Here is a 24,230-nt window from a genome sequence, read left to right on the forward strand (position 1 = left end):
TGCGCTCGGTGCGCTCGATCTGATCGGTCCGCTCGGTCCGATCGGCCGCCGGGACCTGGGCGGTCGCCGCGCGGGCCGTAGCCGTTTCGGTGCTCGCCGCTTCTGTCCTCGCCGTTTCGGCGGGCGCCGCTTGGGCGGCGGCCCCTTCGCCGGTCGCCGCGTCCTCGGGTGCGTCAGCGTCAGCCATGGTGCGAGCGTACGCGACGGCGACGCGCGTGCATCGCGGCCGTGTACACGTCGGCGGTCGCGGACGCGGCGGTGTCCCAGCCGAAGCGCTGGGCGTGGGCGGCGGCCGCCGCGCCCATCCGGGCGACGAGCTCCGGCGCGTCCGCGAACCGGGCCAGCGCCTCCGCGTACGCCCGCGGATCGTGCCCCGGTATCAGAAAACCGCTGATCCCGTCCCGTACCGCCACCGGGAGCCCGCCGACGGCCGCCGCGACGACCGGGGTGCCCGCCGCCTGCGCCTCGATCGCGACCAGCCCGAAGGACTCGCTGTGCGAGGGCATGACCAGCACGGAGGCGGCCCGGAACCAGTCGGCGAGCTCGTGCTGCCGCACCGGCGGATGGAACCGTACGACATCGGCGATGCCCAGCCGCGCCGCCAGCTTCTGCAGTCCCTCCGGCTTGGCGAGGCCGCTGCCGCTCGGGCCGCCGACGATCGGCACGACCATGCGGGTGCGCAGCGAGGGGTCCCGCTCCAGCAGCACGGCCACGGCCCGCAGCAGCACGTCCGGCGCCTTCAGCGGCTGGATGCGGCCGGCGAAGAGCGGAATCAGGGCGTCCTGCGGCAGTCCGAGACGGGCCCGGGCCGCGGCGCGCCCGTCGGCCGGGCTGAAGCAGTCCAGGTTGACCCCGGGGTGGACGACGGCGACGGAGCCGGGGTCGGCCGCGTAGAAGCGGACCAGTTCGTCCGCCTCCTCGGTGGTGTTCGCGATCAGCCGGTCGGCCGCGTCGACGATCTGGGTCTCCCCGATGACCCGGGCGGCGGGCTCGGGGGTGTCGCCCTCCGCGAGCGCCGCGTTCTTGACCTTGGCCATGGTGTGCATGGCGTGGACCAGCGGGACGCCCCAGCGCTGGGCGGCGAGCCAGCCGACGTGGCCGGAGAGCCAGTAGTGGGAGTGGACCAGGTCGTAGTAGCCGGGGCGCTGGCCCGCCCACGCCTGCATGACGCCGTGGGTGAAGGCGCAGAGCTGGGCGGGCAGCTCCTCCTTGGCGAGCCCTTCGTACGGCCCCGCGTCGACGTGCCGGACGAGGACTCCGGCCGCCAGGTCGACCGCCGGGGGCAGTCCCCCGGTGGTGGACCGGGTGAAGATCTCGACCTCGATGTTGATCGCGGCGAGGCGCCGGGCCAGCTCCACGATGTAGACGTTCATGCCGCCCGCGTCGCCGGTGCCCGGCTGGTGCAGGGGCGAGGTGTGCACGGAGAGCATCGCGATACGGCGGGGCTTGCGGTGGCCGCCGGGGAAGGCCGCGGGGAACCTGAGACGCGGCGCCACGCGACTGCTGCCGAGCCGGGAGACGTACTGACTCACGTCGTCCGGTCCTCCTCACTCAGGGCACGACATCGAAGGGACCTGAGCCCCTTTCGGGAGCGAAAACAGAGGGGCCGCCCCTTTCATTTCCGCTTTACCAAATCATTACGTTGCGCGCTCGGGGTCCGCACGCCGGGGGGCGTATCGGAAGCAGGGCGTGCGCCGGGGCGCGTATGGGGAAACCCGCGTGCCGAGGCGCATATCAGATACGTCCGCACGCCGGGGCGGGTATCGCGAACGGGGCGTGCACCCACCCCGTGCACTCCCGTCCGGCATATGCCCGCCCCGGCGTACGTCTGCTACGCCCACCCGGGACCCGCGCCCCCCGCCCGCCCCCGGCGCTCGTTACGCTCGCTGGCATGCGCCCCATCGGCACCGCGACCCGCGGGACCACCAACCCGAACCGGCTCCGCCGCATGGACCGCTGGATCGCCGCCGCCCACGGCCCGGCCCTGCGCCGCGCCGACGCGCCCGTCGCCGTCGACCTCGGTTACGGGGCCGCCCCCTGGACGGCCGTCGAACTGCTCCAGCGCCTGCGCACCGCCGAACCGCGCACCGAGGTGGTCGGCATCGAGATCGACCCGGAACGGGTCGCGGCGGCGAAGCCATACGAGCGCGACGGCCTCACCTTTATGCACGGCGGCTTCGAGATTCCGCTCCCCCGCCGGCCCGACCTGATCAGGGCGGCGAACGTGCTGCGCCAGTACGACGAGGGCGAGGTGGCCGAGGTCTGGCGGCGGCTGTGCGCCCGTCTCGCACCGGGCGGGCTGCTGGTGGAGGGTACCTGCGACGAGATCGGGCGCCGGCACGTATGGGTGGCGCTGGGCCCGGAAGGGCCGCGCACGGTGACGTTCGCGACCCGGCTCGGCTCCCTGGACCGCCCCTCCGACCTGGCGGAACGCCTGCCCAAGGCGCTGATCCACCGCAATGTCCCGGGCGAACCGGTGCACGCCTTCCTGCGCGACTTCGACCGGGCGTGGGCCGCGGCCGCCCCGTACGCCGCGCTCGGCGCCCGGCAGCGCTGGATCACGGCGGTACGGACGCTGTCGGCGGACTGGCCGCTGACGGACGGGGTACGGCGCTGGCGCCAGGGCGAGGTCACGGTGCGGTGGGACGCCCTCCGCCCCGCCCGGCCGTCCGACGCGCGCTGAACCGGTACGCGACGCGCTCGCCCGACACCCTCGCCTGACGCGCTCGCCCGACGCACCCACCTGGCTCGTACACCCGGCTCCTACGCCCGGCTCCTAGGCCCGACTCGCGCACAGAACCGTACGCAGAAGCCGTACGCAAAAACCGTACGCGGAAGCCCTACGCCGAGCCGCAGGCAGCGATATACACCGTTTATCGCATCCTGATACGTATCATCCCGTCATACAGCAGTTCGCCTCACCCCATCGCGCCCCCATACGCACCGTCCTGCGCTGAAACGCGCCTCGGTCACCCGGGCCGGAAAGGGTGGAGTGCGGGAACACTGACGGGACGTCGGTCGTCCAGTTGGTGGGGGCGACGGTCTCCGCGACAGGGCGGACTCCGGGGGCACGGAAGGAGTTCCCGGGCGCGGGAGGCGCTCCCCGGGTCGCCGGGCGACGCATGCGACCGCCGGAACAGCGGGGGTGAGCCTCTGTTGCTTTTCGGTACGGCGTGGCACGATCGCGCCATCGATGAATAGTTACTGACGGTAAATCAGATTCGTTATCAGATTCGTTCGGAGGGGGATCACGTGAAACGACGTCACTGTGCCGCAGCCGCGATCACTCTGGTCTGCGCGCTGACCGTGCTCACCGCGCCGGTCCAGGCATTCGCCGCGCCTTCGCCGCCGCCCCCCTCCAAGAGCGCGGCGAAGCCGGCGAAGAGCCTCGAAGAGGTGGGCAAGGAGATCGACGCCCTGTACCGCAAGGCGGGCGCGGCCACCGACGCGTACAACCTCGCCGCCGAGAAGGCGAAGAAGCAGTCCCAGGAGATCGTCAAACTGGCCCGGGCCATCGTCGCGGGGCGGGCGAAGATCGCCGAGCTCAAGAGCCAGGCGGGCGCCCAGGCCCGCGAGCAGTACCGCAACGGCGGGCTGCCGCCCGGCGCGCAGTTCATGCTGAGCGACGATCCACAGCTGTTCCTGGACGGGGTGAACCGCGTCTGGGAGGGCCAGCAGGCCGCCCGCGGCGTTCTCGGCGAGCTGGACAGGGCCCAGGAGAACCTGGAGACGTACAGCAAGGACGCGACCGCGTACTGGGAGAAACTCGAGGCCAACCGTCTCGAACAGGCCGAGGCCAAGAAGAAGATCAAGGAGCAGATCGCCGCGGCGAAGAAGCTGGAGTCCCAGCTGAAGGAGGAGGAGCGCGCCCGGCTGCTCAAGCTGGAGGAAGAGGCCCAGTACAAGCTGCAGACGGCCTGGCTGAGCTCCGGCGCGCTGAAGGACATCAACCGCGAGGCGAGCGCCAGCGGGAAGAAGGCGGTGGCCTTCGCGACCTCGCAGATCGGCAAGCCGTATGTCTGGGGCGCCGAAGGTCCCGACTCCTACGACTGCTCGGGGCTGACGTCGCAGGCGTGGGCCGCGGCCGGCCGCCCGATCCCGCGCACCTCGCAGGAGCAGTGGCGGCTGCTGCCGCACATCGCCATCAAGGACATGCGTCCCGGCGACCTGATCATCTACCACAGCGACGCCAGCCACGTGGGCATGTACATCGGCGACGGCGCCATCGTGCACGCCCCGCGCCCCGGCCGCGACGTCACGCTGGCGGGCGCGGGATCGATGCAGATACTCGGCGTGGTCCGCCCGGACAAGTAGGCGCCCGCCGAAGCGGAGGGCGGACGCCGGACGCCGGTGGACCGGTACGGGCAGGGACCGGCGTACCGGTGCGGACAGAGACCGGCGTACCGGTGCGGGGACGTGGACCGGCGTGGGGTGCGGGCCGGGGTGAGGGCGGGCCGGAGTGAGGGCGGGCCCCGGTCGGCGGTGGAGACCGGCGGTCCTGCGCGGGCAGAGGGCTGGTCGGCGCGCGGCGGGCGATACGCGGCGTGCGGTGACCGGCCCGTTCCGACGTGGCCCGTGCCGACGCTGCGGCCGTTCCGACGCGGCCCGTCCCTTGGCGGCTCTCGCGCCCAGCCACTGCGCGGTGTCGGCCCCCTCCGGCGCGGTGACCGTGTTGCCGCGCCGCGCGGTGGGCAAGCCCCCCGCACCCGAGGGCGGCCGCCTGCGGACGTCGCGCGAGTGACGCTCGCCACCGTCCCTCCCGCGTGAGCTTCGTCATGCCCGGGCCCCCGTCGGCCGCCTCCGTCACGGTGCGACCCGCCGGATCCGTGGCAGGACGCGGCTTATGACCGGGCGGAGGACGGCCGGGCGGGCATGGGACGCCATTCCTTTTCCACAGCGCGGCCCGCTATCGTCCCCGTCTGGCAGGTCGTCGTTCGTCGTCCCGCCGCGCCCTCGGGGGGAGGGAAGGAACCGAACCGATGCCCGTACCCGAACCTCGGGAGGACCAGCCCGCTCCCGCCGCGGAACCCTCCCCCGCCACCGGCCTCACCCTTCTGGTGATCGAGGACGACCCCGCGGGCACGTTCACCGTCCCCGAGCTCCCGGCCTCGGCCGGCACCCGGATACGCGTCCGCACCGCCCGCAACCTGACCGAGACGGCCCGGCTGCTCACGGACGACGTGGACTGCGTCCTGCTCGACCTGGCCCTCCCGGCCGACGCCGAGATACGCGCGTCCCGCAACGGGAACGCCTCCTCCGGTTCTGCCCGCGCCGATGCCGGGGCCGTACGGGAGACCGGGGCCGTACGGGAGACCGGGGCGGCTCGGGAGACCGGGGACGCACGGGCGGCCGGGGCGGCCGAGGGTGCGGACGCGCTCGCCGCGCTCCGGCATGTCCTGCGGATCGCCCCGCGCCACGCCGTCCTCGTCCTGACGGCCCGGGACGACACCGAGCTGGCCGCCGAGGCGGTACGGGTCGGCGCCCAGGACTACCTCTTCCGCGGCGAACTCGACGGGCGGCTGCTCAGCCGCGCCGTCCGTTACGCCGTCGAACGCAAGCGCGCCGACCTCGCACAGCACCAGCTCACCGAGTCCCGGCTGCGCGCGCAGGAGAATGCCCGCCTCGAACGCGGCCTGCTGCCCACCCCGCTGCTCGAAGGCTCCGAGCTGCGCTTCGCCGCCCGCTACCGCCCCGGCCGCAGCCGCGCGCTGCTCGGCGGGGACTTCTACGACACGGTCCGCACCCCCGACGGAACCGTCCACGCGATGATCGGGGACGTCTGCGGGCACGGCCCGGACGAGGCGGCGCTCGGCGTCGAACTGCGCATCGCCTGGCGGGCGTTGATCCTGGCCGGACTGTGCGGCGACGAACTGCTCGCCACGCTCCAGGAGGTGCTGGAGCACGAGCGGGAGAGCGAGGAGATCTTCGCGACGCTCTGCACCGTCGACATCGCCCCCGACGGGCGGCGCGCCGGACTCTGCCTCGCGGGCCACCCCGCCCCGCTGATCGCGCGCCCCGGCCGGGCCGCGCGGCTGCTCCCGCACGAGGACGGCGGCCCGGCTCTCGGCCTGCTGCCGCACGCCAGGTGGCCGCGCCGGCAGGTCGAGCTCGGCGGCTCCTGGAGCCTGATGATGTACACGGACGGGCTGATCGAGGGACGCGTCGGGGACGGCACCCGGCGGCTGGGCCAGGACGGCATGCTCGCGATGGTCGACCAGCAGCTGGCGCAGGGGCTCACCGGCGAGGACCTGCTGGAGGCCGCGGTCACCCGCGTACGGGAACTGAACGGCGGCGAGCTCACCGACGACGTGGCGGTGCTGCTGCTCGACCGCGACCAGGAACGGATCCGCCGCCGGAACGCGGACGAGGACCGGGGCGCGGACAAAGACCGGGACGCGCGCGAAGACCGGAAGTCGGGTGGCGTCCGGAAGCCGGGCGAGGGCTCGGGCACGGACGAGGACCGAAGCACGGGCGAGAACCCGGGCGCGGGCCGGGAGCGGGACCCCGGCGGAGTCCGGGACCCGAGCGGCGACCGGGGCCGGGGCATCCCGCGCCCCCGCCCCGGATCGGCCTCGCCCGCGAACGCGACGGGCGCCGCGTAGGGCTCAGCGCCCGCCGTTGTAGGGCCCGTACGGCCCGTCGCTGCTGGACCCGCCGCGCCATCCGCCGCCCGAGACGGCCTTGAGCGCGGGCCGCACGTCCACCAGGAACACGATGGACGCGACCAGACCGGCCAGCTGCAGGAACAGCATCGGCACGAAGAGGTTCACGGCGACGGCGACACCGAGGATGACCAGCCAGAAGGACTTCTTCTGCTTGTCCGCGGCCCGGTAGGCGTCCTCACGGGCCGTCGCCGCCATGACCAGCGCGACCACGGCCAGGACGAGCATGGCCATGTAGAGCAGCCAGATGAGAGTGCTGAATCCTGTGAGCAACATGGTGTGCACCGCCTAATGGATGATGGAGCGCCTCGCGGCCAAGGTACCCGGAACGGGCCGGACACCCCAGAAGGCACCCGCCCGGCCCTTGCGGCGCCCCGGCGCCACGGCCCCGCCCACGACGGTCCGTGACGCCGGTGCGCCTGCCGCCCGGGGCACCGGTACGCCGGGGGGCAGACGTACCGGGGGGCTCCAGGTACGCCGGAGGGACTCCAGGTACAACCGGGACTCCAGGTGCGACCAGGGCTCCGGGTGCGACCAGGGCTCCGGGGGTTACTTCGTGGACGGCGGGGTGGTCTTCTTCGCGGCGGGCTTGCGCGCGGGCGCCTTCTTGGCGGGCGCGGCCGGAGCCTTGCCCTCCGCTCCGCCGGCCTTCGAGGCGGGCGCGGCCTTGCCCTGCCCGTCGGCCGCCGCCGTACGCGTACGGCCCGTACCGCCGGTGCCGCTCGCGCTGCCCGTACCGCCCGAGGAGGCCGGACGCGTGGTGCCGGTCGTCCTGGGACCGGCCGGCTTCGACTCCTTGCGCGGCTCGACGACGACGGCGATCTCGACCATCTCTTCGGCCGTCTCGCCCCGCCAGTTCCGCACGGTCCGCTCCCCGCGCTCGGCGACCTTCTCGTACGTCTCCCGGGCCCGCACCGCGTACTCCGCCGCCATGCCCAGGCTGCGCATCGCCAGGTCCTGGGCACTCTCGCCCAGCTTCCGCAGGTCGCTGTCGAACGCCCCGATCACCTCGCCGACCTTGGCCTGCACGGTGGCCTGGGCCTCCTTGGCCTGAGTGGCCACCTTCTCCTGCACGGCCTTGGGGTCGGTGTTGCGCATCGCCTCGATGCGCTCGGGCGCCTCGGCGCGCAGCTGCTCGATCAGCGCCGGGACCTTCCGCGCCTTCTCGACGGCGAGATCGGCCGTACCGGCGGCGAAGTAGAGGGGGGTGGGGTCGGTGAGGGTCTTGCGCAGGTCATCGGTGATGGCCATGACTGTGGTCCTCCCGGATCATCAGGCTCAGTGTGAGGGTTTTGAAGGCTTCGACTTCGACTTCGGCTCCGGCATCGGCTTCGACTTCGGCTCCGGCATCGAAACGGGGTCGGCGCCCGGGCCGCCGTCCGCGCCGGAACGTCCGTCCGCACCGTCGGGCTCCGCTCCGGCTCCGGCTCTGGCTCCGGTTCCGGTTCCGGTTCCGGTTCCGGCAGCGTCCGCGGCTCCGGAACCCGGTCCGGGCTCGAAGCCGTTCTCCTTGCGGAAGGAGTCGTAGATCTGCAGCAGCACACTCTTCTGCCGCTCGGTTATGGACGGGTCGGCCAGAATCGCCGCCCGCGTCTCCGACTCCTCCCGGTCCCGCTCGTCCAGAATCCCGGCCCGCACATAGAGGGTCTCGGCGGAGATCCGCAGCGCCTTGGCGACCTGTTGCAGGACCTCGGCGCTCGGCTTGCGCAGCCCGCGCTCGATCTGGCTGAGGTAGGGATTGGACACCCCGGCGGCATCGGCGAGCTGCCGCAACGACAGCTGCGCATTGCGCCGCTGCTCGCGCAGGTACTCACCGAGATTGCCGACGTTGAGTGATGCCATACCCCGATGGTGCGCCACCCTCGCTAACTATTGCAAGCACCCGCTTGCAAAAGTGCGCTACTCCACTCGCCCGGCCCAATGAGCCTGAGCACGATAGGTGTCGCATTTGCACGACAACTGTCGTCATCCGGGTCCGACCTCCTTACGCAGGTGCTCTTGGTCCGGTTCTGCGAGTCGCCGGGAAGCGGCGTTGCCGGTGGGCTCTGCCAGGGTGTCCGTCGTGGATGAACTGGTGGAGCGTGTCGACGATCAAGATCGTGTGCTGGGGGTGGTGGTCAGCCGCCGGCAGGCCATCCGGGAGGGCTGGCTGCATCGGGTCGCCGTGACGGTGTGTCGTGATGAGCATGGACGGATCCTCGTCCACCGGCGGTCGGAGCAGCTCTCGCGCTTCCCCGGACTCTATGAGGTCGTGATCGGTGGCGCCGTGGACGTGGGCGAGTCCTATGAACGGGCTGCCGGGCGGGAACTGGCCGAAGAGCTGGGCCTTCATGTGCTGCCGCGCTTGCTGTTCACGTTCCTCAACCGCAGCGGTTTGAGCCCTCACTGGCTCGGCGTTCACGAAACCGTGGTGCCGGACACCGTGGCCGCCGATCCCGATGAGGTCGCCTGGCATGGCTGGCTGACGGAGCCAGAGGTGCGGTCGGCTCTGCTGGAGTGGCGCTTCACTCCCGACAGCCACGAAGCCTTCAGTCGATATCTCGCGTTCCGGACCGCGCAGTCCTGACCCTTGCCCGCCTCGCGGGCTTGGATGCCTGATTGCGGCCAACGCGCCTTGTGAGGACGGCTGTTCGCGACAGGGATTACGGATGCTTGGTCGACTCCCGCTCGTTGCGCAACTCGATGGCTCTGGACCTCGCCAGAGGGGAGCGTCCGCGTCAGCAGTCCGGCGGTGACGAAGGACCTCGTTCTGGGAGAGCACGGACCGATCGGAGCTCTAGTGGCCACTGAATAATCGGCACAGAAGTGTCGGACCCGCGTGGTACGACTGCTACCAGCAGAGTTCGAGCAGACGGGTGGTCAGCAGTGGGGCGACAGGAAGAAGCGATCCGTGTTGCGGACGAGCTCTTGGCCGACATTGAGCTCAAGCGGTTGAAGGCGTCCGAGGTCGTCCTGAAGGCGAGCAGGCTCGCCCGACTGGTCGGGCACACCGAGTTGACGAAGTTCCTCGGGTTCGAGCGCAACGGGTACCCAACCGACGGTTCGGCGCTGGCGTGGATCGAACGGGCGGGCCGCTGGGCCGACCGGGAGAAGGAGACATTTTACACCCAGTCGATCGCGAAGGTGGAGGCCCAGGTCGAGTCCGCGCAGCAGGCCATCGACGCCATGCGCGGCGGGGGCAACTATTCGGGCGACATGGCCCTAGTTGCGGCGCGAGCCCATGATGAGCGGATCCTTCATTCCTCAGCCTCCCTCAGCACGTGGACTGGGATCTTCGGGCAAGTCGTCGCGACCGTCTATGACATGGTTACCGAGATCTACCACGAGCTTCTGTTCAGCGAACTCCAGGCAAGTCTGTTCGCGGACGCCCAAGAGAGGGTCGACGGGTCGTTGGCGGTGGCGAGCGGGACTGCGCTCGAAAAGATCGAGCGCATCTCTGACCGTCTCCGGGACGGTGACTCTGAGTCTGTCAGCCAGGCCCTCACCACCTGCCGCCGGTTGATCGACTCCTCTGCGGACTATGTGTTCCCGGCCCGGGACGAGCCGTACAAGATCGGGGACGAAGTCGACCTGAAGGTCGGACCGCAGCAGGTGCTGAACCGGCTCCAAGCACACACCCACGCCTGCGGGGCATCCAAGAGCCGCAGGGACCGGCTGCGTCGGACCCTGTTCGATCTCTATGGCCGGTGCTCTGCAGGCACTCACGCCGAGGTCACCATCGACGAGGCCCGCTTCATCTTCCTGCAGACCTACATCACCCTCGGCGAGATCCTGACCCTGAGCGCACCCGAGGTCGGCAACTCCTGACGCTAAGGCCTTCCATCATCGGCCTGAACTGGTGAGATGCACGGTGCGGAAGGCCTGGACAAGGCAGGTGATCCGGGTGGTCGAGCACCGGAGCTTGCGGAGGAGCCGCCAGGGCTTGAGAGTGGCCATGGCCTGCCATGAGGCCTCGGAGTGCACGTTCGACTGGCCCATGCAGCACCCGCGCTCGTGACTACGAAACTATCTGGAGTGTCACGAACCGCGACTGCAGGAATGCCATACCCTTTCGCACTCGCGGCGCTAAAGCAATCCAACGTGCCGAAACGGTTCCACTAGCGCCGGATCGTCAAAGGTATGCCCATATTCGAGGCACTTGAGGGTGACCGTACCTTGAGAGGCTTTATCGATGTGAAAGGTCGACCAGCTACGGCATCGTCGACAGAGACACCCAACCAGAAAAGGCCGTAGCAAATGCAGCCTGTTTTCCTGATCTTTGAGGTACAGGCTCCCCTTCTCGATGTCACTGCGGTCCCAGATCATCGTACTCGTGGGCACCACTGGATGATCACCCATCAAGTTTCGATAGTCGATCACCGAGCGCCCTAGAAGCGCGTCCCAGTGCAGGTCGGTGATTTGAATCAAAGACCAGTCGGCCAAGAATCTTCCACCCTCAATCAACCTGGAAAGTTCACCAAAGGCTGCGTCACGCGCCTGTGGCAGGTCGACGCGGTCCACTCGTCGCTCGTGGTCTTCATCATTACGGCGGCTGTACAGACGCTTGCGTGCGTCAGCGACTTTCTCGTCTGCGAACATGGAACCAAGGGCGTTGAGGGGGTGTTCTGCTGGAAGACTGCTCCTCTTTCGCTTGCTGGAAATTTCGTCCAGTGTGGCTACCCATTCACCGAACCCTGGCCCCCGGCCTCGTTCCAGTTGGCCACGAATGGCGTGAAGCGAGCCCAGTTCTATTCCTTCTTCCCTGGCAAGCGCCCCTACCAACAGAGCACTGTAGGCCAGGAGGATCTCAGCGGTGCCGAGAATTGCTTGATACGCAGGGCCAGCGTCTCGCACGCTCATCGCGGCCTCAGTCTCACGCCAGCGCAGGGCGACCGGGTAAGGGAAGCGTGTACGGACCGTGTGACCCAAATCATCAAGAAGGCTAGCGGCTGCGACCCTAAGCCGCAGAGTTTGACCAGATCGTACGATCCGGTCGCGGCCTTGAGCTGCGCTCTGGTCGAGGAAGACGGATTGAAGGACCTCATCCGCCTCGCTGTGCCACTCTTCTAGGCGCCGCTTCGAGATTTCCAGGTTGTCCAGAGCGGATGCCAGTGCCCCGTCCGGTTGCGGCAGCGTCAAGTCTGCGAGGTCTCGCCACAGAATGTGCACACCCGCTTGCGCCAGCATCGGCCCTGCCATTGGAGACCGAAGGAACAGCAGAATAAAGCGAAGCTGATGTGCTTCCAAAGGCACCTTCGGGCGCAGCACGATCACATGTTCGCTTGCCGCAGCCGGCAGGTCATCATCCCCGACTTCACTGACCACAAAACGATGGCGGTCTGTAGGCCGAGAGATGGATCGCAGAATCAGATCCCCAGCCTGCAACAAGCAGTCCGATGGCACCTGCGCCCAGATATCTTCGGGGTCAGGAGGTGCGATCGAGCCATCCGTGAGCACATCGGGCCCTCGCAGTACGCGGACAGCACCCGGCTGGCCAGTTGAGCTGGTTTTCTCACCCAATGTGTGGCGATGGACGCTTGGCGCTTTGGTGAACAGATCACCCACTTTCGCCACACTCCCGTACCCGACCAGATCCTCACGGAGGGCCAGCACTGCTGGATCGTGTCGCTCAAAGTGCAGTCGCTCGTGCGCAGGGATGAGATCCCGCACGACGTAGCCGTTCTTACTCCTTCCGCCCCGCATACGGAGCAACTTCTCGAAATCTTTCTCAACCGACTTGGGATCAACACGATGAGGCATGCGGAACATTCGCACGACGGCTTCCTTGGGCTGCCGCGCGTGCAGGAAAACTGCCGCGACTTCCAGACCGGTATGCACCTTCGGCAAGACACCAGCCGCGTAGAGAACAGTCGACAGATGCCACCGCTCCCTCACAGCCGCCCTGAAGTCAGCCTCCGCATGAGAGGTAAGAGCAGATGACGGCAAGAGCACGGCCAGGTGAGCGTCCCGCTCCGGGGGAACCAAATCTTCAAGTAGTACTTCGTAGCTCCAACGAGTGCGGTACTTCTTATTTGCCGGCAGTCTCTCCCATTCAGGAATCAGTAGAACTGGCCCAACCGCAAGTAATTCGTCAGCCTTCGACGCTAGCGATCTCCATGATGTCTCTCGATGGGTGTTCCACCCTTCAGGGGCTTCATAGGTGTCGCCAGGAGGGCCTTCGCTCGTCAATACCGAAGGAGGTTCTGAGCTATGGTGTTGAAAGGTTGCACCGAGGAGCCTTTCAAACACGCTTGCAGACGGATTCCTACCCTCACGTACAACTTCATCGGCCATGGAAATGGCACACCCCCTCCGACCCAGCTGCCTTGACTGGCCGACAGCCTACGCTGACAGCGTTCCGAGGCATCTCACGTCCGGAGGACATCCGCCCCCCGGCATACATCCTCCATCGCGGGGGTTCGCGGGGAGGCTTGTTGAGGCGTCACCGGCAGATGAGCGCTTCAGGCGAGGGAGACGAAGGTGTCGTGGAGTTCGGTGCTACGTACCCAGCGGATGGCGAGGTAAGGCTGACTCCCCCTCCCCTGTGCCCACCGCAGTTTCGGGGGCATCCGTAGCCCGCACTGCGCGACTAGCTATCCGATTGGCTTTCGATGCGAGTGACCTGATCAGGGCCGGGATGATCCACGCCGGGCACCATGGGGTTCTCGTAGTCGAACTCCACCTTGCCGAAGAAGTCGCTGGTGATGGGCGGGGGGTCATTGTCGGCAATGATCAGCTGCAAGCGTTCGCCATATGCGTCAGCCAGGGTCCTGAAGCGACTGTAGATCTCGGCCGCGCGCTGCCGGTCGGAGGCATTGTTGCCGAAGGCCTTACGCGGTGAATCGATCACGAGGAGCGATGGAACGAGGACGTCGGAGTGGTCGAGTCCGAAGGCAAGGAGCGTGAGGCTGTAGGCGAGGTTGACGGAGGTGGCGATGCCCCCGCCGGAGGCCTGCAGGGTCTCGAAGGGCCGTCCGTTGACCACCGGCAGGTAGGTGTCGCGGTCGATGACGGCCGTGTCGACCCAGGGCAGGTTCCAGCTGGTGAGCAGTCGGCTGAACTCAGTGCTGAGGTCACCGAGCAGAGTCTGGCTGGCCTTGAGCTGCTCGGACTTCTCCTTGATGTCCTTGTTGACCTGCCGTCGGTCGGCCTTAAGCGAGCGGATGTCCGCGTCGATGGTGCGCACCCGTCCCCAGGATTCGCGCAGTTGGGTGATGGCATCAATGCTGGCCTTGAGCGAGGCGACGCGGGAGCTGGCCTCGGCGATGGCGTCGAAGCGCGGGGCGACCGCATCACGGGTCTGGGCGTCGAGCTCCCGGCGCAGGCTGGTGACGGCAAAGCTGAGTTGCTGCGACCGCTCCTGGACGGTCTGCAGGTGCGCCTCGTCCGACTGCTGGATGCGCTGTGCGTCCTCAAGCTGCTGCTGCAGGGCCGTGCGTGTCTCTTCGATGGCAGCCGGGTCGATGTCGGCCTCGACTGGATCGGGTTGGAGACAGACGAGGCAGTGACCGTCCTCGACGGCCCGGGCGGCCAGCGACTGCATGCACCGCGGGCAGACGACGAACTCGAAGGGAGAGAGCTGGTCGATGGCCGTGACCGACCGTGCGAGACGGGAGAGGTCGAGCTGTACCTGAGCGACGACGGCATGTCGCGCCTCCACTAGGTCAGCAGCCGCGGACACTTCTTCTTCGGTCTGCCGGGCGGCGCGAATGGCGTTCTGTAGCTCGTCACGCAGCGCGGTGTCGGCGGCGGTCTGTTCCTCAAGTTCGGTGCGGAGGCTGGCCAGGGCGGACGATGCCCGCTCCAGAGTGTCGCGTAGCTGAGTGAGTTCGGCCCGCAGTTCGTCGTCGCTGCGGGGGTCGGAGGCTGCCAGGAAGGAGCTGACGTTGTCGTGCTCGGCGGTTCTGGCCTTCAGCGTGTCCAAGAGCTGGTTCCTGGTGCGCTTGAGCTCCATGAGCGCGCTGTCGGTGAGCCCGAACATCAGGCGGAAGAGCTCTCTGCGCTTGGTCTCAAACCAGCTGTCCAGGTGACCGACGACCTGACGGTCGATCTCGCGCGCCTGGAGGTAGACGTAGGCGTACAGGTCGTTGAAGGTGAGGTTCTGCGGCCGCGCTGCTCCTTCTCGCCGTGCGGCGATCTGTTCGCGCGGGAAGCCAAGCCCGTCCAGGAGATGGTCGGAGAGCGTGGTGGCGCCTTCCGAGGCCCGCAGAGGCAGGGTGCGTTCCAGAGCGAGGGAGTGTGGATCGAGGAGATCCACAGTGTCGGCGGTGTCTCCCTCAATGGTCCGCTTGAGAACGACACGTTCGTCGCCGACCACGACCTCGGCCTGGACCGACAGGACATGGTCGCGGACCGCCGGGGTGAGCATGGCGCTGCCACCGAGGGCGTGCTTGAAGAGCATCAGCAGACTGGACTTGCCAGTGCCGATGGGGCCGGTGATCACGGTGGCCGGACGGTCGAAGCGGTAGGTCTGTTCCGCCTCGGCGGTGGTGACGGTCAAGGCCACGATGCGCAGGTGGACGGCCATGTCAGATCTCCGTCCGCCAGGGTCGGTCGACGGCGTCGGGCAGACGGTCGTAGATGAGGTTTTTCAAGGCCGATCCTGACTTGTTGAAATGCCGCTTGAGCAGCTTGATGCGGCTGGCGACAACGTCCCACTCCGGCGTTGCGGCAAGAGAGGCCGCGGCGGCGGCGCCCTGCGGCGTGGCGCGGAATTCGGCTCTGGCGCTGTTGCTGTAGACGATCAGGCCGCGGGCGGCGAGTGAGCCGAGGACGCTGTAGTAGCGCTGGTCCCAGGGCCCGTACTTGTAGCGCGTCATACGGCTTTCGACCGCGAGGCGCTCGGGTGGTGTGGGGGCGGTTCCTTCCGGCCACGACGCCTCGCCAGCAGGCAGGAGACGTTCCAACATCGCTGGATAGCGCAGCAGGAAGTCGAGTTTGGCGAGCTTGGTCAGGCCGTCGAGCCCCCCTTTGGGGGTGGTGAACTGCGAGATGAGCAGGAGGATGCGCGCCTCGTGGTAGTGGACCTCACGCTGCTCTGCCTGCCGCCGCTGAGTCCGCATGCGCGCTACGGCGGTCTCGAAGTCGGCGCTATGGGTCATGAGGCTTCCTCATCCGTGTTGAAATTCTCGGAGAAGAAGAAGAGGCACTCGTCGCACAACTGGTAGGCCAGCCCTCGCAAATGCAGGTTGCTGAGCAAGAACGGCGGCGGCGACGGCAGAGCGTCGACCTTCAGTTTCTCGGCCAGCAGGTCGTTCATCTTGTTGCCGAACTCGCTGCCCTCGGCGACCTGAGCGCGCGCATGGCGTCGGCACTCGAAGGCCATATCCAGCACGTCCATGGACAGGTTCAAAAGGTCGGTTTCATCCCCGGCCAGGCCGGAGCGGCGCTCGGACCAGGTCGTGTACCACGCGGAGCGGAGCCGTTCGGCGAACGCCGCCTCGTCCGAGGGAACCAGGCCCCGGCGCAGCTTGCGGCCGAGCTTTGCCCCTCCCGGTGCCAGCACGGGCGCTTGACCTCGGGGGAACGTGGGCAGCTGAACCGTCGTGTACGCGATCGCCTGGCGGACGATCTCGCGAGTGATGCTGCGCCGGCCGATGCGCTGCTGCATCCGCGTGCTGTGACGGACGCGGCTCGGGTCGGCGATGTAGACAGCAAGTTGGCTACGGTCGCTCTCATCACGGTTGGCACGCTCGATCCGGTCCACGACGGCCCGGTACGTGCTCTCAAGGTCGACATGCCCCAGCTGCAGTTGCTCGACGGCAGGCACCAGAAGCCGTTGGATGTTGACGTCGGTGATGTGTGCGCGCTGGGGTGGATCGCAGGAGATCTCCAGGACTGCAAGGAAACGAAGAACCCTCTCCACGAACCCCGTTGGCACCTGGATGTCCGCGAGCTTGCTCACCTGGGGTGTGTCCGGGACGTTGGGATAGGGCTGTTTCCAACGGACTTTGAGCATCTGACGGGCGATTGTCTCCGCCATAGAGGACAGCCCATCCGTGAGTTCCGGCTCCGGGCCGCACATCCGAGCCAGCGTGCCGGCATTACCCTTGATCGGACTCAGCGCCGCGTTCGTCGCCAGTCTGAGTCGGACATTGGCGGCACACTCGCATGCGCACCAGCGGTCGAAGAGATGGGTCAGGCCGCCGCTCTTGCACAGCTCCGTAAGCGACCACGTGCCCTGATTCTCTTCGCGATGCTTGACCGATACCAGTTCCACTGATCCATCGGCCCACGCCACGACGAAGTCCTCGTGCCACTCGCAGACGACGAAGTCAATTGCGTCCTCCGTGAGCATGGCGAGACACTCTCGGGCGGCTACCTCCGCCTGGTACCGGTAACGGCCCAGCGTGTCCGAGCCGCTGTCTTCCTCCGGAGCCAGTTCGAAGATGGCGTGCGCTGAACCGTCTGAACTCTCCGACTCAGCGGGCGCTCTGGCGCCTTCAGCCCCAACGCCCATGCCCGCCGTGTCGACCATCGACGCCCCCGATCCGGCCCCTTATCAGGGCACGTCCCCCGCCGCTTCCATCCCGGCACCGGGAGTGAAGATCCCTACCTCTATCACACTCCAGCATCGCCACGTAACAGTCCGTCGCAATTTGGCGCCTTCAGCAGTCGCCGACCGCAGTCCTCATGGGCGTTGAGATCCAGGCATCGCGGCACAAGTAGGCGCTGAGCGCACGGTCGGCATCGCGAAGTCTGTGAACGAGCGGGGTCATCGACTCTCGCGCCTGGCAGGGATCCGACGCTTGGAGCAACCGCGTCGCGATCTGCAGAACCGCGCCCGTTGCCAGGGAGTCGGTCGGCGGCGCGGTGTAGGGCTTGGAGGTCTTCTTCTTCCCGGCGGTGTTGAGCAAGGGCTGAGCCTCCGCGGTGCGGGAAGCATGCTCGGCATCGAGCACGGCGGCCAGGAACGATGTGCCGGCGTACGGGCGTGCTTCGGGCCAGGTTCGGAAGATCATGGCGACCGTCGCGCGCAGATCGGCGAAGTAGTGGGCGACGGGGACGGGCGCCCCCGCGCTCGTCGTGCTCTCGGGGCCTCCTGCAGCGAGTAAGCCCGCAAGGTGTCGTTGCACTCGGACGAGCGCGGCCATAGTGGCCGAATCGAGTTTCCCGGCGGGGGCGCTTTCCCGGGTCAGGTCGGCTCCGCAGGCATGTGCGGGATGCTCGGCCGGTGCCGAACGCGCCTCAGCCGACCGGCATTGCCACGGGTTCAGAGCATCGTCCGACAGGCGGGCGATGGCGCTGCCTGCACGGGGGGACTGCGCGAGTGCGCCGCAACTGGGGCACTGGTGGGCGAGGAGTCGTTGGTGTCGGACACAGAGGAAGATCACGGGAAGGCGCCACAGCCGTTGCCAAGGACCGCCGTGCCGGTCCTGGATGGGGGCGCCGTTCCCGGTGAGACAGTGAGGACAGTAGCGCGTGGAGCGGGTCAGCACCCACGAGTTGTCGTAGATCATCCGGGCTGGGGTGCTGCGTGGCGTGAACGCGGGGTTCAGTGGCCCATACCGCTGCCCGAGCGGAGCGAGGAGCATGTCGGCGACCTCGGCGGGCATGAGAAGGGTGGCGCGGGCAAAGACCGTGAGGTGGGCGTCGTCCAAGTGGTGCTGGAAGCTCAGGGGCAGGCGGGTGGGCAGACCAGGACTGCCGCCGGGTGCCAGACCGGTGCGGAGCAGGATCTCTGCGGGGGTTGTGCCCAGCCGATGGGCCAGGCGCAGCACGAATCCGGTGATCGTCTCGTCGGGCAGCGGATCGAGGCTGCGGGGCAGGGAGCGCATGGTCAGCCGTTTCGTGGACCGCGGACGTAGATCTCGGGGCTCAGAGTGTCCGCTGTCTCCTTTGCGACTCCGAGCACCTGCTGCAGCGCAAGGGATGTGCCGGGGAGGCGTGCAAGGCGCCGGAAGGTGTCCCGGTTCAGTGCGAGGGCGGCGTCGTAGAACGGGCGTAGCACTCGCTCTGTCCAGTTCTTGTCGCGGGCTTCGAGCACGGACACAGCGATGCCCAGTACCGCGCCCATGGTCAGGGCAGACTCCATAGGCGAGAGCAGCGAGTTGATCCCGTATGGGCTCTTCGATCCGCCCCGCCGCGTGCGGCGTCGGCTATCGCGCATTCGCTGCACCGCCTCCCGTTCGATCGCCTGTGCCAGGGCGGGTGTCGCCGCGAAACGGCTTGCCTCTGGCCAGGAGGCGAGGATCAACGTGGCCACCACCCGCAAGTCGATAAAGTACTGGGCGACCGGCACGAGTCGGCCGCAACTCCCCACGCTCGAAGGCCCGTTGGTGGCCAGCAGTTCGTCGAGGCGTCCTTGGAGGGCCAGCAGAGCCTTGAGCGAGTCGGCGCCCTCCGGGCTACGAGCTGGACCGACGCGGGAGAGGTCGGCCCCGCAGACCGACAGGCGGACCCCGCCCGAGCCCGGAACGGACGGCGATCGGCACTGGGCCGGGTGGAGTTCTTCCATCCCCGGGCGAGCGATCAGGCCGGCGCGGGCGAACTGACTAGGAGTGCGGCAAGCAGGACAGACCCGATGGAGGAACTGCCGGTGCCGAACGCAAGCGAAGACCACCGGCAGGCGCCATGACCGTCTCCAGGCACCGCCGTTCAGAGCCTCTTGCGGACTTCCGTCGCCCGCGAGGCAGGATGGGCAGTACTGGGATGTCCGTACGAGGATCCATCGATTGGGGCGGTCCAGCTGGCGGGGACTCGTCCACGGCCGGTATCTCCTGCTCAACAGACCGTATTGATGCCCCATGGGGGCTAGCAGTAACTTGTCGGCCTCCGCAACGGTCAGGTGTGCCGCGTGTGCCGCCCGGGCAAGGCGTGGCTTGTCCATGTCCACCAGCAGCCAGGGCGAGAGGACGCCGGGAGTCTCGCCCGGTCCGTCCATCAATCCCAAACGGGCTGCGACTTGCTCCGGGTCGTGCCGTTGTGACTGGCGAGGCGGAGAATGAAGCCAACAAGGGTTTCGTCTTCGAGCGGGTCAAGGCTGCGGGGCAGGGGACGCAGGGTCATGCCTCAGCCGCCGGAGGTGTGCCGCGGTCGTCGAGAACCGTGTTGCGCCCCTTCCGGGCCTTCGGGGTCTTCCGGGCTGCTTTCACCTTCGGCTGTGGGGCAGTGTCCACGTCGGGGATCTCTCCGGCTTCGGCGTCGCGTACGCCGTCCTTGCCGGGGATATTGCCCAGGTTGATGGTGATCTCGTCGAGGAGGTCGATGGTCAGGTCCTCCAGGCCGCTTTCGATGGCCTTGGTCAGTCCGTCCTCGATCAGGCGCCTCAGGAGGCCGACGATGCCGTGGGTGCGGCGGTAGAGGTACTCGGGCATCCGGCCTTCGGACAGCGTGCCGGGGCCGGCGTTGAAGAGCCGGATCTGGTTCTCGATGCCGACGAGGTGGTCGATGAAGGCGCCGGTGCGTGCGTTGTTGCTGTAGTCGAAAGGGTCGAGGGTGACCAGGTCGAAGCGGCGCTCGGTCTGGGTGGAGGCGTCGGGGTTGTAGCTCTTGCCCTTCTTCAGGGGTGCGTAGACCCACTGGTTGGTGCGGGGGTCGTGCCAGCCCTCCCTGAGCAGACCGGAGCGGGGGATGTTCACGCCGATGAGGACGAGCGTGACGTCCAGGTCCATCAGGCCGCGGATCAGGTCGAGGGTGTCCTGGTCGTCCTCTCGGTGCATCTTCAGGCGGGTGATGTCGTCGATGATCAGGACGGTGGTGGCGTGCGCCCTGATCGACTCGCGGACATTGCGGATCATGCCGCGCAGGTTTCTGCCGTAGGGGGCGCCGTAGTAGTCGAGAATCGCCTCGCACAGGCCGATCGGAGTGGCCTTCACCGGGGTCTGGCAGTAGGCGACCGGCGCGATCAGGTCCCGGGTGCCGGGCATCGGGTCGAAGTAGCACTCGGGGTACTGCTCGAATAGGGCGCGCCAAGTGTCCTCGAACTCGGCGGCGGTCCGGCAGGCGGTCTCCGTCTTACCCTGGTAGCCACCGCCGTTGATCATCAGCCCGTCCAGCGTGCTCGGGCCGATACGCATCGCGTTGTTCTGGATCCGCGAACGCATCAGCGTGGTGACCACCTCGCTCATCGGGGTGTCCAGCATCTGCATGTTGACGTGCGTGGCCGCGCGGTGCAGGTCGTACAGCGACTTCTTGCGTGGGCTCATCAGCGCGTACTCGGCCAGGGGGATCTTCTTGACCGGCACGAACAGATCCCGCGTGCGGCGGAACTCCCGCCAGCCCTCGTGGCGGGTCCGGTCCGGCCTCGGGCCGAAGCGCAGGAACGGCACGGGCGCGTTCGACGGCTCGGGGTGCAGGTTGCTCATTTCACGTTTCCTCCGTCGGCTGCCGACCGGGACTCGGTGGCGGCGGGGCCGCGTCGTCGGGGCCGTCATCGTCGTCGGCGATGACGAAGAGGTTGCGGCGACTGTGGCTCGATCCCAGCGGGGCGGGTGCCGACGGCGTCCGCGAGGATGTCGCCGCCTCCCGCCGCCGACGCCGGTGGGCGTCCAGGCTGTCGGTAGCCTCCCGGGCCCGCTCCCGCCACAGCGGCTCCGTATCCGGGGCGCCGACGGCCGTCAGGCGCGGCGACTCGTCCGGCTTCGGCGGCTGTTGCGGCCGGTCCGCGGTGGCTGCCCGGGCCTGGGTGATCTCCCGCGCATGCTGCACCCGCTGGGACTTGGTCAGCTGGGACGGCCAGTTCTCGACCGGATCGACGGCCCCCAGCATCTCCAGGAGAATCGGGACGAGGTCACTGTCGGAACGCGGCTTGAGACCCGCTTCCCGTACGCGGGTGAGGAGTTCCTCGACCCTGGCGTCCCCGAAGGCCGGCATCTCGCCCTCCGGCGGCAGGCCCGTCCAGCACAGTTCGTGCCACTTATGGGTGTCGGGGTCCTGGAAGTACACCACCCTCCGGTCGCGGGGTTCGCGGTGGATGACCCACTGCTTCTTGTAGCGCCCCCCGCGAGCAGAGTGCAGGTCGGGACGGTGCAGCAGCTCCGCGTCGTACCAGAGCCCCTTGACCTTCACGCCCCGCCGGTAGATCCGCTTCACATGGTGCTCCGGCAGGAAGCGGTAGTACGTCTCCGGGGACGGGATGTCCAGGTCGAAGCCCTCTTGGGCGAAGGAGGCGGCGAACAGGGTGTTGGGGCTGTGGTCACCACCGGGATCCCAGCTGGGTGCGAACTCGCCGAGACGACGGTTCTGCCAGACCTTCACGACCCAGGTCGCGATGAGGTGTTCCATCTCGGCCATGGTCAGCACCGCGTCGCCCTCCGGGTCGGCGCCGCGGTCGGCAACGTCGACTCCCGTGTATCCGGCCAGCTTCTCGAACACCAGCGAACGGATACTGCCGAAGACGCGCTCCACCGCGCTCTTGTCCTGCGGGCGCAGCACACGCGCCGGCAGAATCCGGCAGCCCATCGCCTCCTGGACATCCACCAGGTGATGGTTGCGGTAGACCGAGCCGTGGTCGGAAGTGACGGTCTCGGGAGTGAAGAACGGCAGCCCGGCCACCTCGTACCCGGCGAACTCCGAGACCATCGCGGCCGGCAGCCCCGGATAGGGCCACTCCATGTCCTCGCCCCACTCCTCCCGCATGGGCAGCGGCAGCATGACGTCGCGCAGCACCATCGCGACGTCCACCGAGGAGTCCGACACCAGCGTCAGCCGGAACGCGCAGATGGAGTGGGTGTAGACGTCCAGCGCCAAGGTGAGGTGGACTGTGACCGGGTCACCAAAGACGTTCTCGCGGACCATCACCGGCAGGATGGTCGTGTCCAGCGCGACGACCTGGCCGGGGCGAGTCACGAGCACATGCCCGTTCTTGGTGGGCAGGTCGGCCGAACGCTCGTACTTCGGTCGCGCGCCGCCCGGCCCGAACCACTCCTTCCACACCCGCAGCAGTGTGTGATAGCTGGGGACCTCGATCTTCTCGCGCTCTTCCCCGCCCCCGCCCTTGTCCCTCTCTCCTTCGTCTTCCTTCTCGAAGGTCTCCCGCACATAGCGACGGATCATGTTCTCGCGGGTCCGCGCGCTCACCCGGGACCGGTGCTGCTGCGTCTCCGTGCGAACCGCGAAGATCGCCTCACGGACCTCCTCGCTGATACTCGGGTGCCCGCCGCTCGCCCGCAGCCACCGGTGATCGGCGCAGCCCACGATCCCGTACTTCCTGCGCCGACGCTCCCACCGCTCCAGCGTGCGCACCCCGACATGCGCGACTCCCAGGAGTAGCTTGGCCTCCTCGGGCCGCAGCGCCGACAGTTCGGTGGCCTTCGCCTCCCGCCGTTCGGTCAGCGTCGTACGGTCCGGGTTGTACTCGGGGCGTGGCTCCCCCGGCTCGGGCCGGAACGGATCACCGCTGCGGAATCCCCAGTTGACCTCCATCAGATGCGCGAAACGCTGTTCCATCAGCGGTCGCTTCTCCGGCTTCACATCACTCCACGAAGCCGCCTGCCGCCCACGGTTGGCGCCCTCCGCCGCCGTGCGCGACGATGACCGGCACCGCGGATGATTGACCAGAAATCGAAAGCTCACCCGCTGCCGCTCGCCGTCCGACCGCACCAGGTGGACCCGCCCCAGATGCGGCTCCTGCCGCTCGACCAGCCACTCCACCTCATCGAGCACGACGCCCGCGCCGGGCGAGAGGTCCAGTTCCGCCGCCCCCATCATGAGACGCCTTCTGCCAGCACCACTCGCGACCTGTCCGTCAGCGGCTGAGCAAGGTCGATGCCGAGCCTTCGGTGCCACAGCAGATGCAACAACTGGGCCCGTGCCACCGGCCAGTACATATGCGCGTCCGCCAACTCCCCGAACGTGACGCCCTCCTCGGCCTGAGCAAGCAGACCGGGCTGCACCCCGAGCATGTCACGCGTCGGACGACGCTTCCCGTAGAACGCACCAAGCGTGGACCGGACATGCGGCCGCCACTCGGCCACGACCGCGTAGTGCCACCCGCAGACCAACGCCACCTCCTCCGCGGCCGCGAACGACTCCAGATCCTCGGGTTCGATCAGATCCCGGGGCCGCACGTCGATCAGCCAGGTCCCGGCCCGCGTGAGCGCGAAGAAGTCCGGCGTGTGGTTACGCCACTTCTCCGCTGTACGGAACCGGATACGCAACGGCTGCGACAGCACTTCCACCAGATCACCGGCAAAGTCCAGAGCCACCAGTAACTGGTCCTCTTCGAGGCTCTCGAACCCATGCAGCCGCCCCGTCGACACCAGCGACTCCAGACCGGGCCTGTGCCGCTGCTCCCGCCGCCAGGTGAACCCTCGCATCGGCCCGCGGCTCGCCACCGGAACCCGCCCCAGGTGCCTCACCGGCCCCGTGACCTCGTCCCCCGCGTACTTCCACGTAGCCGTCCACCGGTCCAACCAACCGTCGGACAGGTCCAGGCCGCCCCACCCACGGTCTAGCGAGACCGGGACCATCAGATCCGTCCACGTACAGCGGTGGGACCACAAGGAGCCCCAGCTATCGCTCATGTCCCCAGGTAAGCCGCATGCTCCCCCTCGGAGGGGCGATCTCCGAAGTTGGCGACAACTTGCCTGCAAAGAGCACGGAACACGTCAAGAACGATGCGAATCTGCCGACAGATGTCGTGCTCAG

18 protein-coding genes and 2 pseudogenes are annotated in these 24,230 nt (G+C 68.2%); 5 read left to right on the forward strand and 15 right to left on the reverse strand.

Annotated features, from left to right (window positions below; all coding sequences use genetic code 11):
* Positions 1–179: 179 nt before the first annotated feature.
* Positions 180–1,532: a D-inositol-3-phosphate glycosyltransferase gene (gene mshA, locus WA762_RS11160; RefSeq protein WP_335935285.1), complete on the reverse strand. Its 1,353-nt coding sequence runs from the start codon at positions 1,530–1,532 to the stop codon at positions 180–182.
* Positions 1,533–1,891: 359 nt separating this feature from the next.
* Between mshA and WA762_RS11165 the strand changes: the two genes are divergently transcribed.
* The 3 genes from WA762_RS11165 (at position 1,892) to WA762_RS11175 (ending at position 6,602) form a co-directional block, all read left to right on the forward strand.
* The gene (locus WA762_RS11165; RefSeq protein ID WP_335935287.1) at positions 1,892–2,683 is read left to right on the forward strand and encodes a class I SAM-dependent methyltransferase; all 792 of its coding nucleotides are present in this window, start codon (positions 1,892–1,894) and stop codon (positions 2,681–2,683) included.
* A 569-nt stretch (positions 2,684–3,252) separates the two neighbouring features.
* Positions 3,253–4,314 (forward strand): C40 family peptidase, encoded by a 1,062-nt coding sequence (locus WA762_RS11170; protein ID WP_335935289.1) that lies wholly within the window; start codon positions 3,253–3,255, stop codon positions 4,312–4,314.
* 665 nt (positions 4,315–4,979) lie between these two features.
* Positions 4,980–6,602: a PP2C family protein-serine/threonine phosphatase gene (locus WA762_RS11175; protein ID WP_335935291.1), complete on the forward strand. Its 1,623-nt coding sequence runs from the start codon at positions 4,980–4,982 to the stop codon at positions 6,600–6,602.
* A gap of 3 nt (positions 6,603–6,605) precedes the next feature.
* Here WA762_RS11175 and WA762_RS11180 read toward each other — a convergent pair whose 3' ends face one another.
* The 3 genes from WA762_RS11180 to WA762_RS11190 form a co-directional block, all read right to left on the reverse strand.
* Positions 6,606–6,938, reverse strand: a complete 333-nt coding sequence (locus WA762_RS11180; protein ID WP_335935293.1) for a DUF2516 family protein — start codon at positions 6,936–6,938, stop codon at positions 6,606–6,608.
* A gap of 273 nt (positions 6,939–7,211) precedes the next feature.
* Positions 7,212–7,913, reverse strand: a complete 702-nt coding sequence (locus WA762_RS11185) for a hypothetical protein (RefSeq protein ID WP_335935294.1) — start codon at positions 7,911–7,913, stop codon at positions 7,212–7,214.
* Between the two features lie 27 nt (positions 7,914–7,940).
* Entirely contained in the window at positions 7,941–8,504 is a 564-nt protein-coding gene (locus WA762_RS11190; protein WP_335935296.1) for a helix-turn-helix domain-containing protein, read from the reverse strand.
* Positions 8,505–8,715: 211 nt separating this feature from the next.
* On the opposite strand from WA762_RS11190, the gene WA762_RS11195 reads away from it, so the two are divergent.
* Both WA762_RS11195 and WA762_RS11200 read left to right on the forward strand, forming a co-directional pair.
* Positions 8,716–9,228, forward strand: a complete 513-nt coding sequence (locus tag WA762_RS11195) for an NUDIX hydrolase (RefSeq protein ID WP_335935298.1) — start codon at positions 8,716–8,718, stop codon at positions 9,226–9,228.
* A gap of 341 nt (positions 9,229–9,569) precedes the next feature.
* Positions 9,570–10,469 (forward strand): AbiTii domain-containing protein, encoded by a 900-nt coding sequence (locus WA762_RS11200; RefSeq protein WP_335935299.1) that lies wholly within the window; start codon positions 9,570–9,572, stop codon positions 10,467–10,469.
* Between the two features lie 15 nt (positions 10,470–10,484).
* Here the strand turns inward: WA762_RS11200 and WA762_RS11205 are convergent.
* From WA762_RS11205 to WA762_RS11250, 11 genes and pseudogenes are all read right to left on the reverse strand, one after another.
* Positions 10,485–10,604, reverse strand: a pseudogene (locus WA762_RS11205) (IS5/IS1182 family transposase); the annotation flags it as partial.
* Between the two features lie 123 nt (positions 10,605–10,727).
* Positions 10,728–12,479, reverse strand: coding sequence for a restriction endonuclease (locus tag WA762_RS11210; RefSeq protein ID WP_335935301.1), 1,752 nt, complete (start codon positions 12,477–12,479; stop codon positions 10,728–10,730).
* 751 nt (positions 12,480–13,230) lie between these two features.
* The gene (locus WA762_RS11215) at positions 13,231–15,168 is read right to left on the reverse strand and encodes an AAA family ATPase (protein ID WP_335935303.1); all 1,938 of its coding nucleotides are present in this window, start codon (positions 15,166–15,168) and stop codon (positions 13,231–13,233) included.
* Between the two features lies 1 nt (position 15,169).
* The gene (locus WA762_RS11220) at positions 15,170–15,742 is read right to left on the reverse strand and encodes a hypothetical protein (protein ID WP_335935305.1); all 573 of its coding nucleotides are present in this window, start codon (positions 15,740–15,742) and stop codon (positions 15,170–15,172) included.
* Complete coding sequence (locus WA762_RS11225; RefSeq protein ID WP_335935306.1) at positions 15,739–17,118, reverse strand: dsDNA nuclease domain-containing protein; 1,380 nt, start codon at positions 17,116–17,118, stop codon at positions 15,739–15,741. The genes WA762_RS11220 and WA762_RS11225 overlap by 4 nt, the downstream gene beginning before the upstream one ends.
* A 130-nt stretch (positions 17,119–17,248) precedes the next feature.
* Positions 17,249–18,418, reverse strand: coding sequence for a TniQ family protein (locus WA762_RS11230; RefSeq protein ID WP_335935308.1), 1,170 nt, complete (start codon positions 18,416–18,418; stop codon positions 17,249–17,251).
* A gap of 2 nt (positions 18,419–18,420) precedes the next feature.
* Positions 18,421–19,098 carry a hypothetical protein gene (locus WA762_RS11235; RefSeq protein ID WP_335935310.1) on the reverse strand — a complete coding sequence of 226 codons (678 nt, stop codon included), beginning with the start codon at positions 19,096–19,098 and terminating at the stop codon, positions 18,421–18,423.
* A gap of 129 nt (positions 19,099–19,227) precedes the next feature.
* A pseudogene (locus WA762_RS35675) lies at positions 19,228–19,524 on the reverse strand (TniQ family protein); the annotation flags it as partial.
* A gap of 121 nt (positions 19,525–19,645) precedes the next feature.
* Positions 19,646–20,947 carry an ATP-binding protein gene (locus WA762_RS11240; protein ID WP_335935311.1) on the reverse strand — a complete coding sequence of 434 codons (1,302 nt, stop codon included), beginning with the start codon at positions 20,945–20,947 and terminating at the stop codon, positions 19,646–19,648.
* A gap of 1 nt (position 20,948) precedes the next feature.
* Positions 20,949–23,291 carry a transposase gene (locus WA762_RS11245; protein WP_335935313.1) on the reverse strand — a complete coding sequence of 781 codons (2,343 nt, stop codon included), beginning with the start codon at positions 23,289–23,291 and terminating at the stop codon, positions 20,949–20,951.
* Positions 23,288–24,106 carry a TnsA-like heteromeric transposase endonuclease subunit gene (locus WA762_RS11250; protein ID WP_335935314.1) on the reverse strand — a complete coding sequence of 273 codons (819 nt, stop codon included), beginning with the start codon at positions 24,104–24,106 and terminating at the stop codon, positions 23,288–23,290. The genes WA762_RS11245 and WA762_RS11250 overlap by 4 nt, the downstream gene beginning before the upstream one ends.
* Positions 24,107–24,230 lie beyond the last annotated feature (124 nt).

It is taken from the genome of Streptomyces tyrfis, from assembly GCF_037034285.1.
Lineage (GTDB): Bacteria > Actinomycetota > Actinomycetes > Streptomycetales > Streptomycetaceae > Streptomyces.

What these genes read in the sequence shown, in the direction of transcription:
- WA762_RS11240 (WP_335935311.1), bottom strand. Translation starts at nt 20,947, where the DNA reads ATGAGCAACCTGCACCCCGAGCCGTCGAACGCGCCCGTGCCGTTCCTG.
- WA762_RS11225 (WP_335935306.1), bottom strand. Translation starts at nt 17,118, where the DNA reads ATGGTCGACACGGCGGGCATGGGCGTTGGGGCTGAAGGCGCCAGAGCG.
- WA762_RS11185 (WP_335935294.1), bottom strand. Translation starts at nt 7,913, where the DNA reads ATGGCCATCACCGATGACCTGCGCAAGACCCTCACCGACCCCACCCCC.
- WA762_RS11230 (WP_335935308.1), bottom strand. Translation starts at nt 18,418, where the DNA reads ATGCGCTCCCTGCCCCGCAGCCTCGATCCGCTGCCCGACGAGACGATC.
- WA762_RS11175 (WP_335935291.1), top strand. Translation starts at nt 4,980, where the DNA reads ATGCCCGTACCCGAACCTCGGGAGGACCAGCCCGCTCCCGCCGCGGAA.
- WA762_RS11215 (WP_335935303.1), bottom strand. Translation starts at nt 15,168, where the DNA reads ATGGCCGTCCACCTGCGCATCGTGGCCTTGACCGTCACCACCGCCGAG.
- WA762_RS11165 (WP_335935287.1), top strand. Translation starts at nt 1,892, where the DNA reads ATGCGCCCCATCGGCACCGCGACCCGCGGGACCACCAACCCGAACCGG.
- WA762_RS11220 (WP_335935305.1), bottom strand. Translation starts at nt 15,742, where the DNA reads ATGACCCATAGCGCCGACTTCGAGACCGCCGTAGCGCGCATGCGGACT.
- WA762_RS11235 (WP_335935310.1), bottom strand. Translation starts at nt 19,098, where the DNA reads ATGGAAGAACTCCACCCGGCCCAGTGCCGATCGCCGTCCGTTCCGGGC.
- WA762_RS11250 (WP_335935314.1), bottom strand. Translation starts at nt 24,106, where the DNA reads ATGAGCGATAGCTGGGGCTCCTTGTGGTCCCACCGCTGTACGTGGACG.
- WA762_RS11190 (WP_335935296.1), bottom strand. Translation starts at nt 8,504, where the DNA reads ATGGCATCACTCAACGTCGGCAATCTCGGTGAGTACCTGCGCGAGCAG.
- WA762_RS11245 (WP_335935313.1), bottom strand. Translation starts at nt 23,291, where the DNA reads ATGATGGGGGCGGCGGAACTGGACCTCTCGCCCGGCGCGGGCGTCGTG.
- WA762_RS11180 (WP_335935293.1), bottom strand. Translation starts at nt 6,938, where the DNA reads ATGTTGCTCACAGGATTCAGCACTCTCATCTGGCTGCTCTACATGGCC.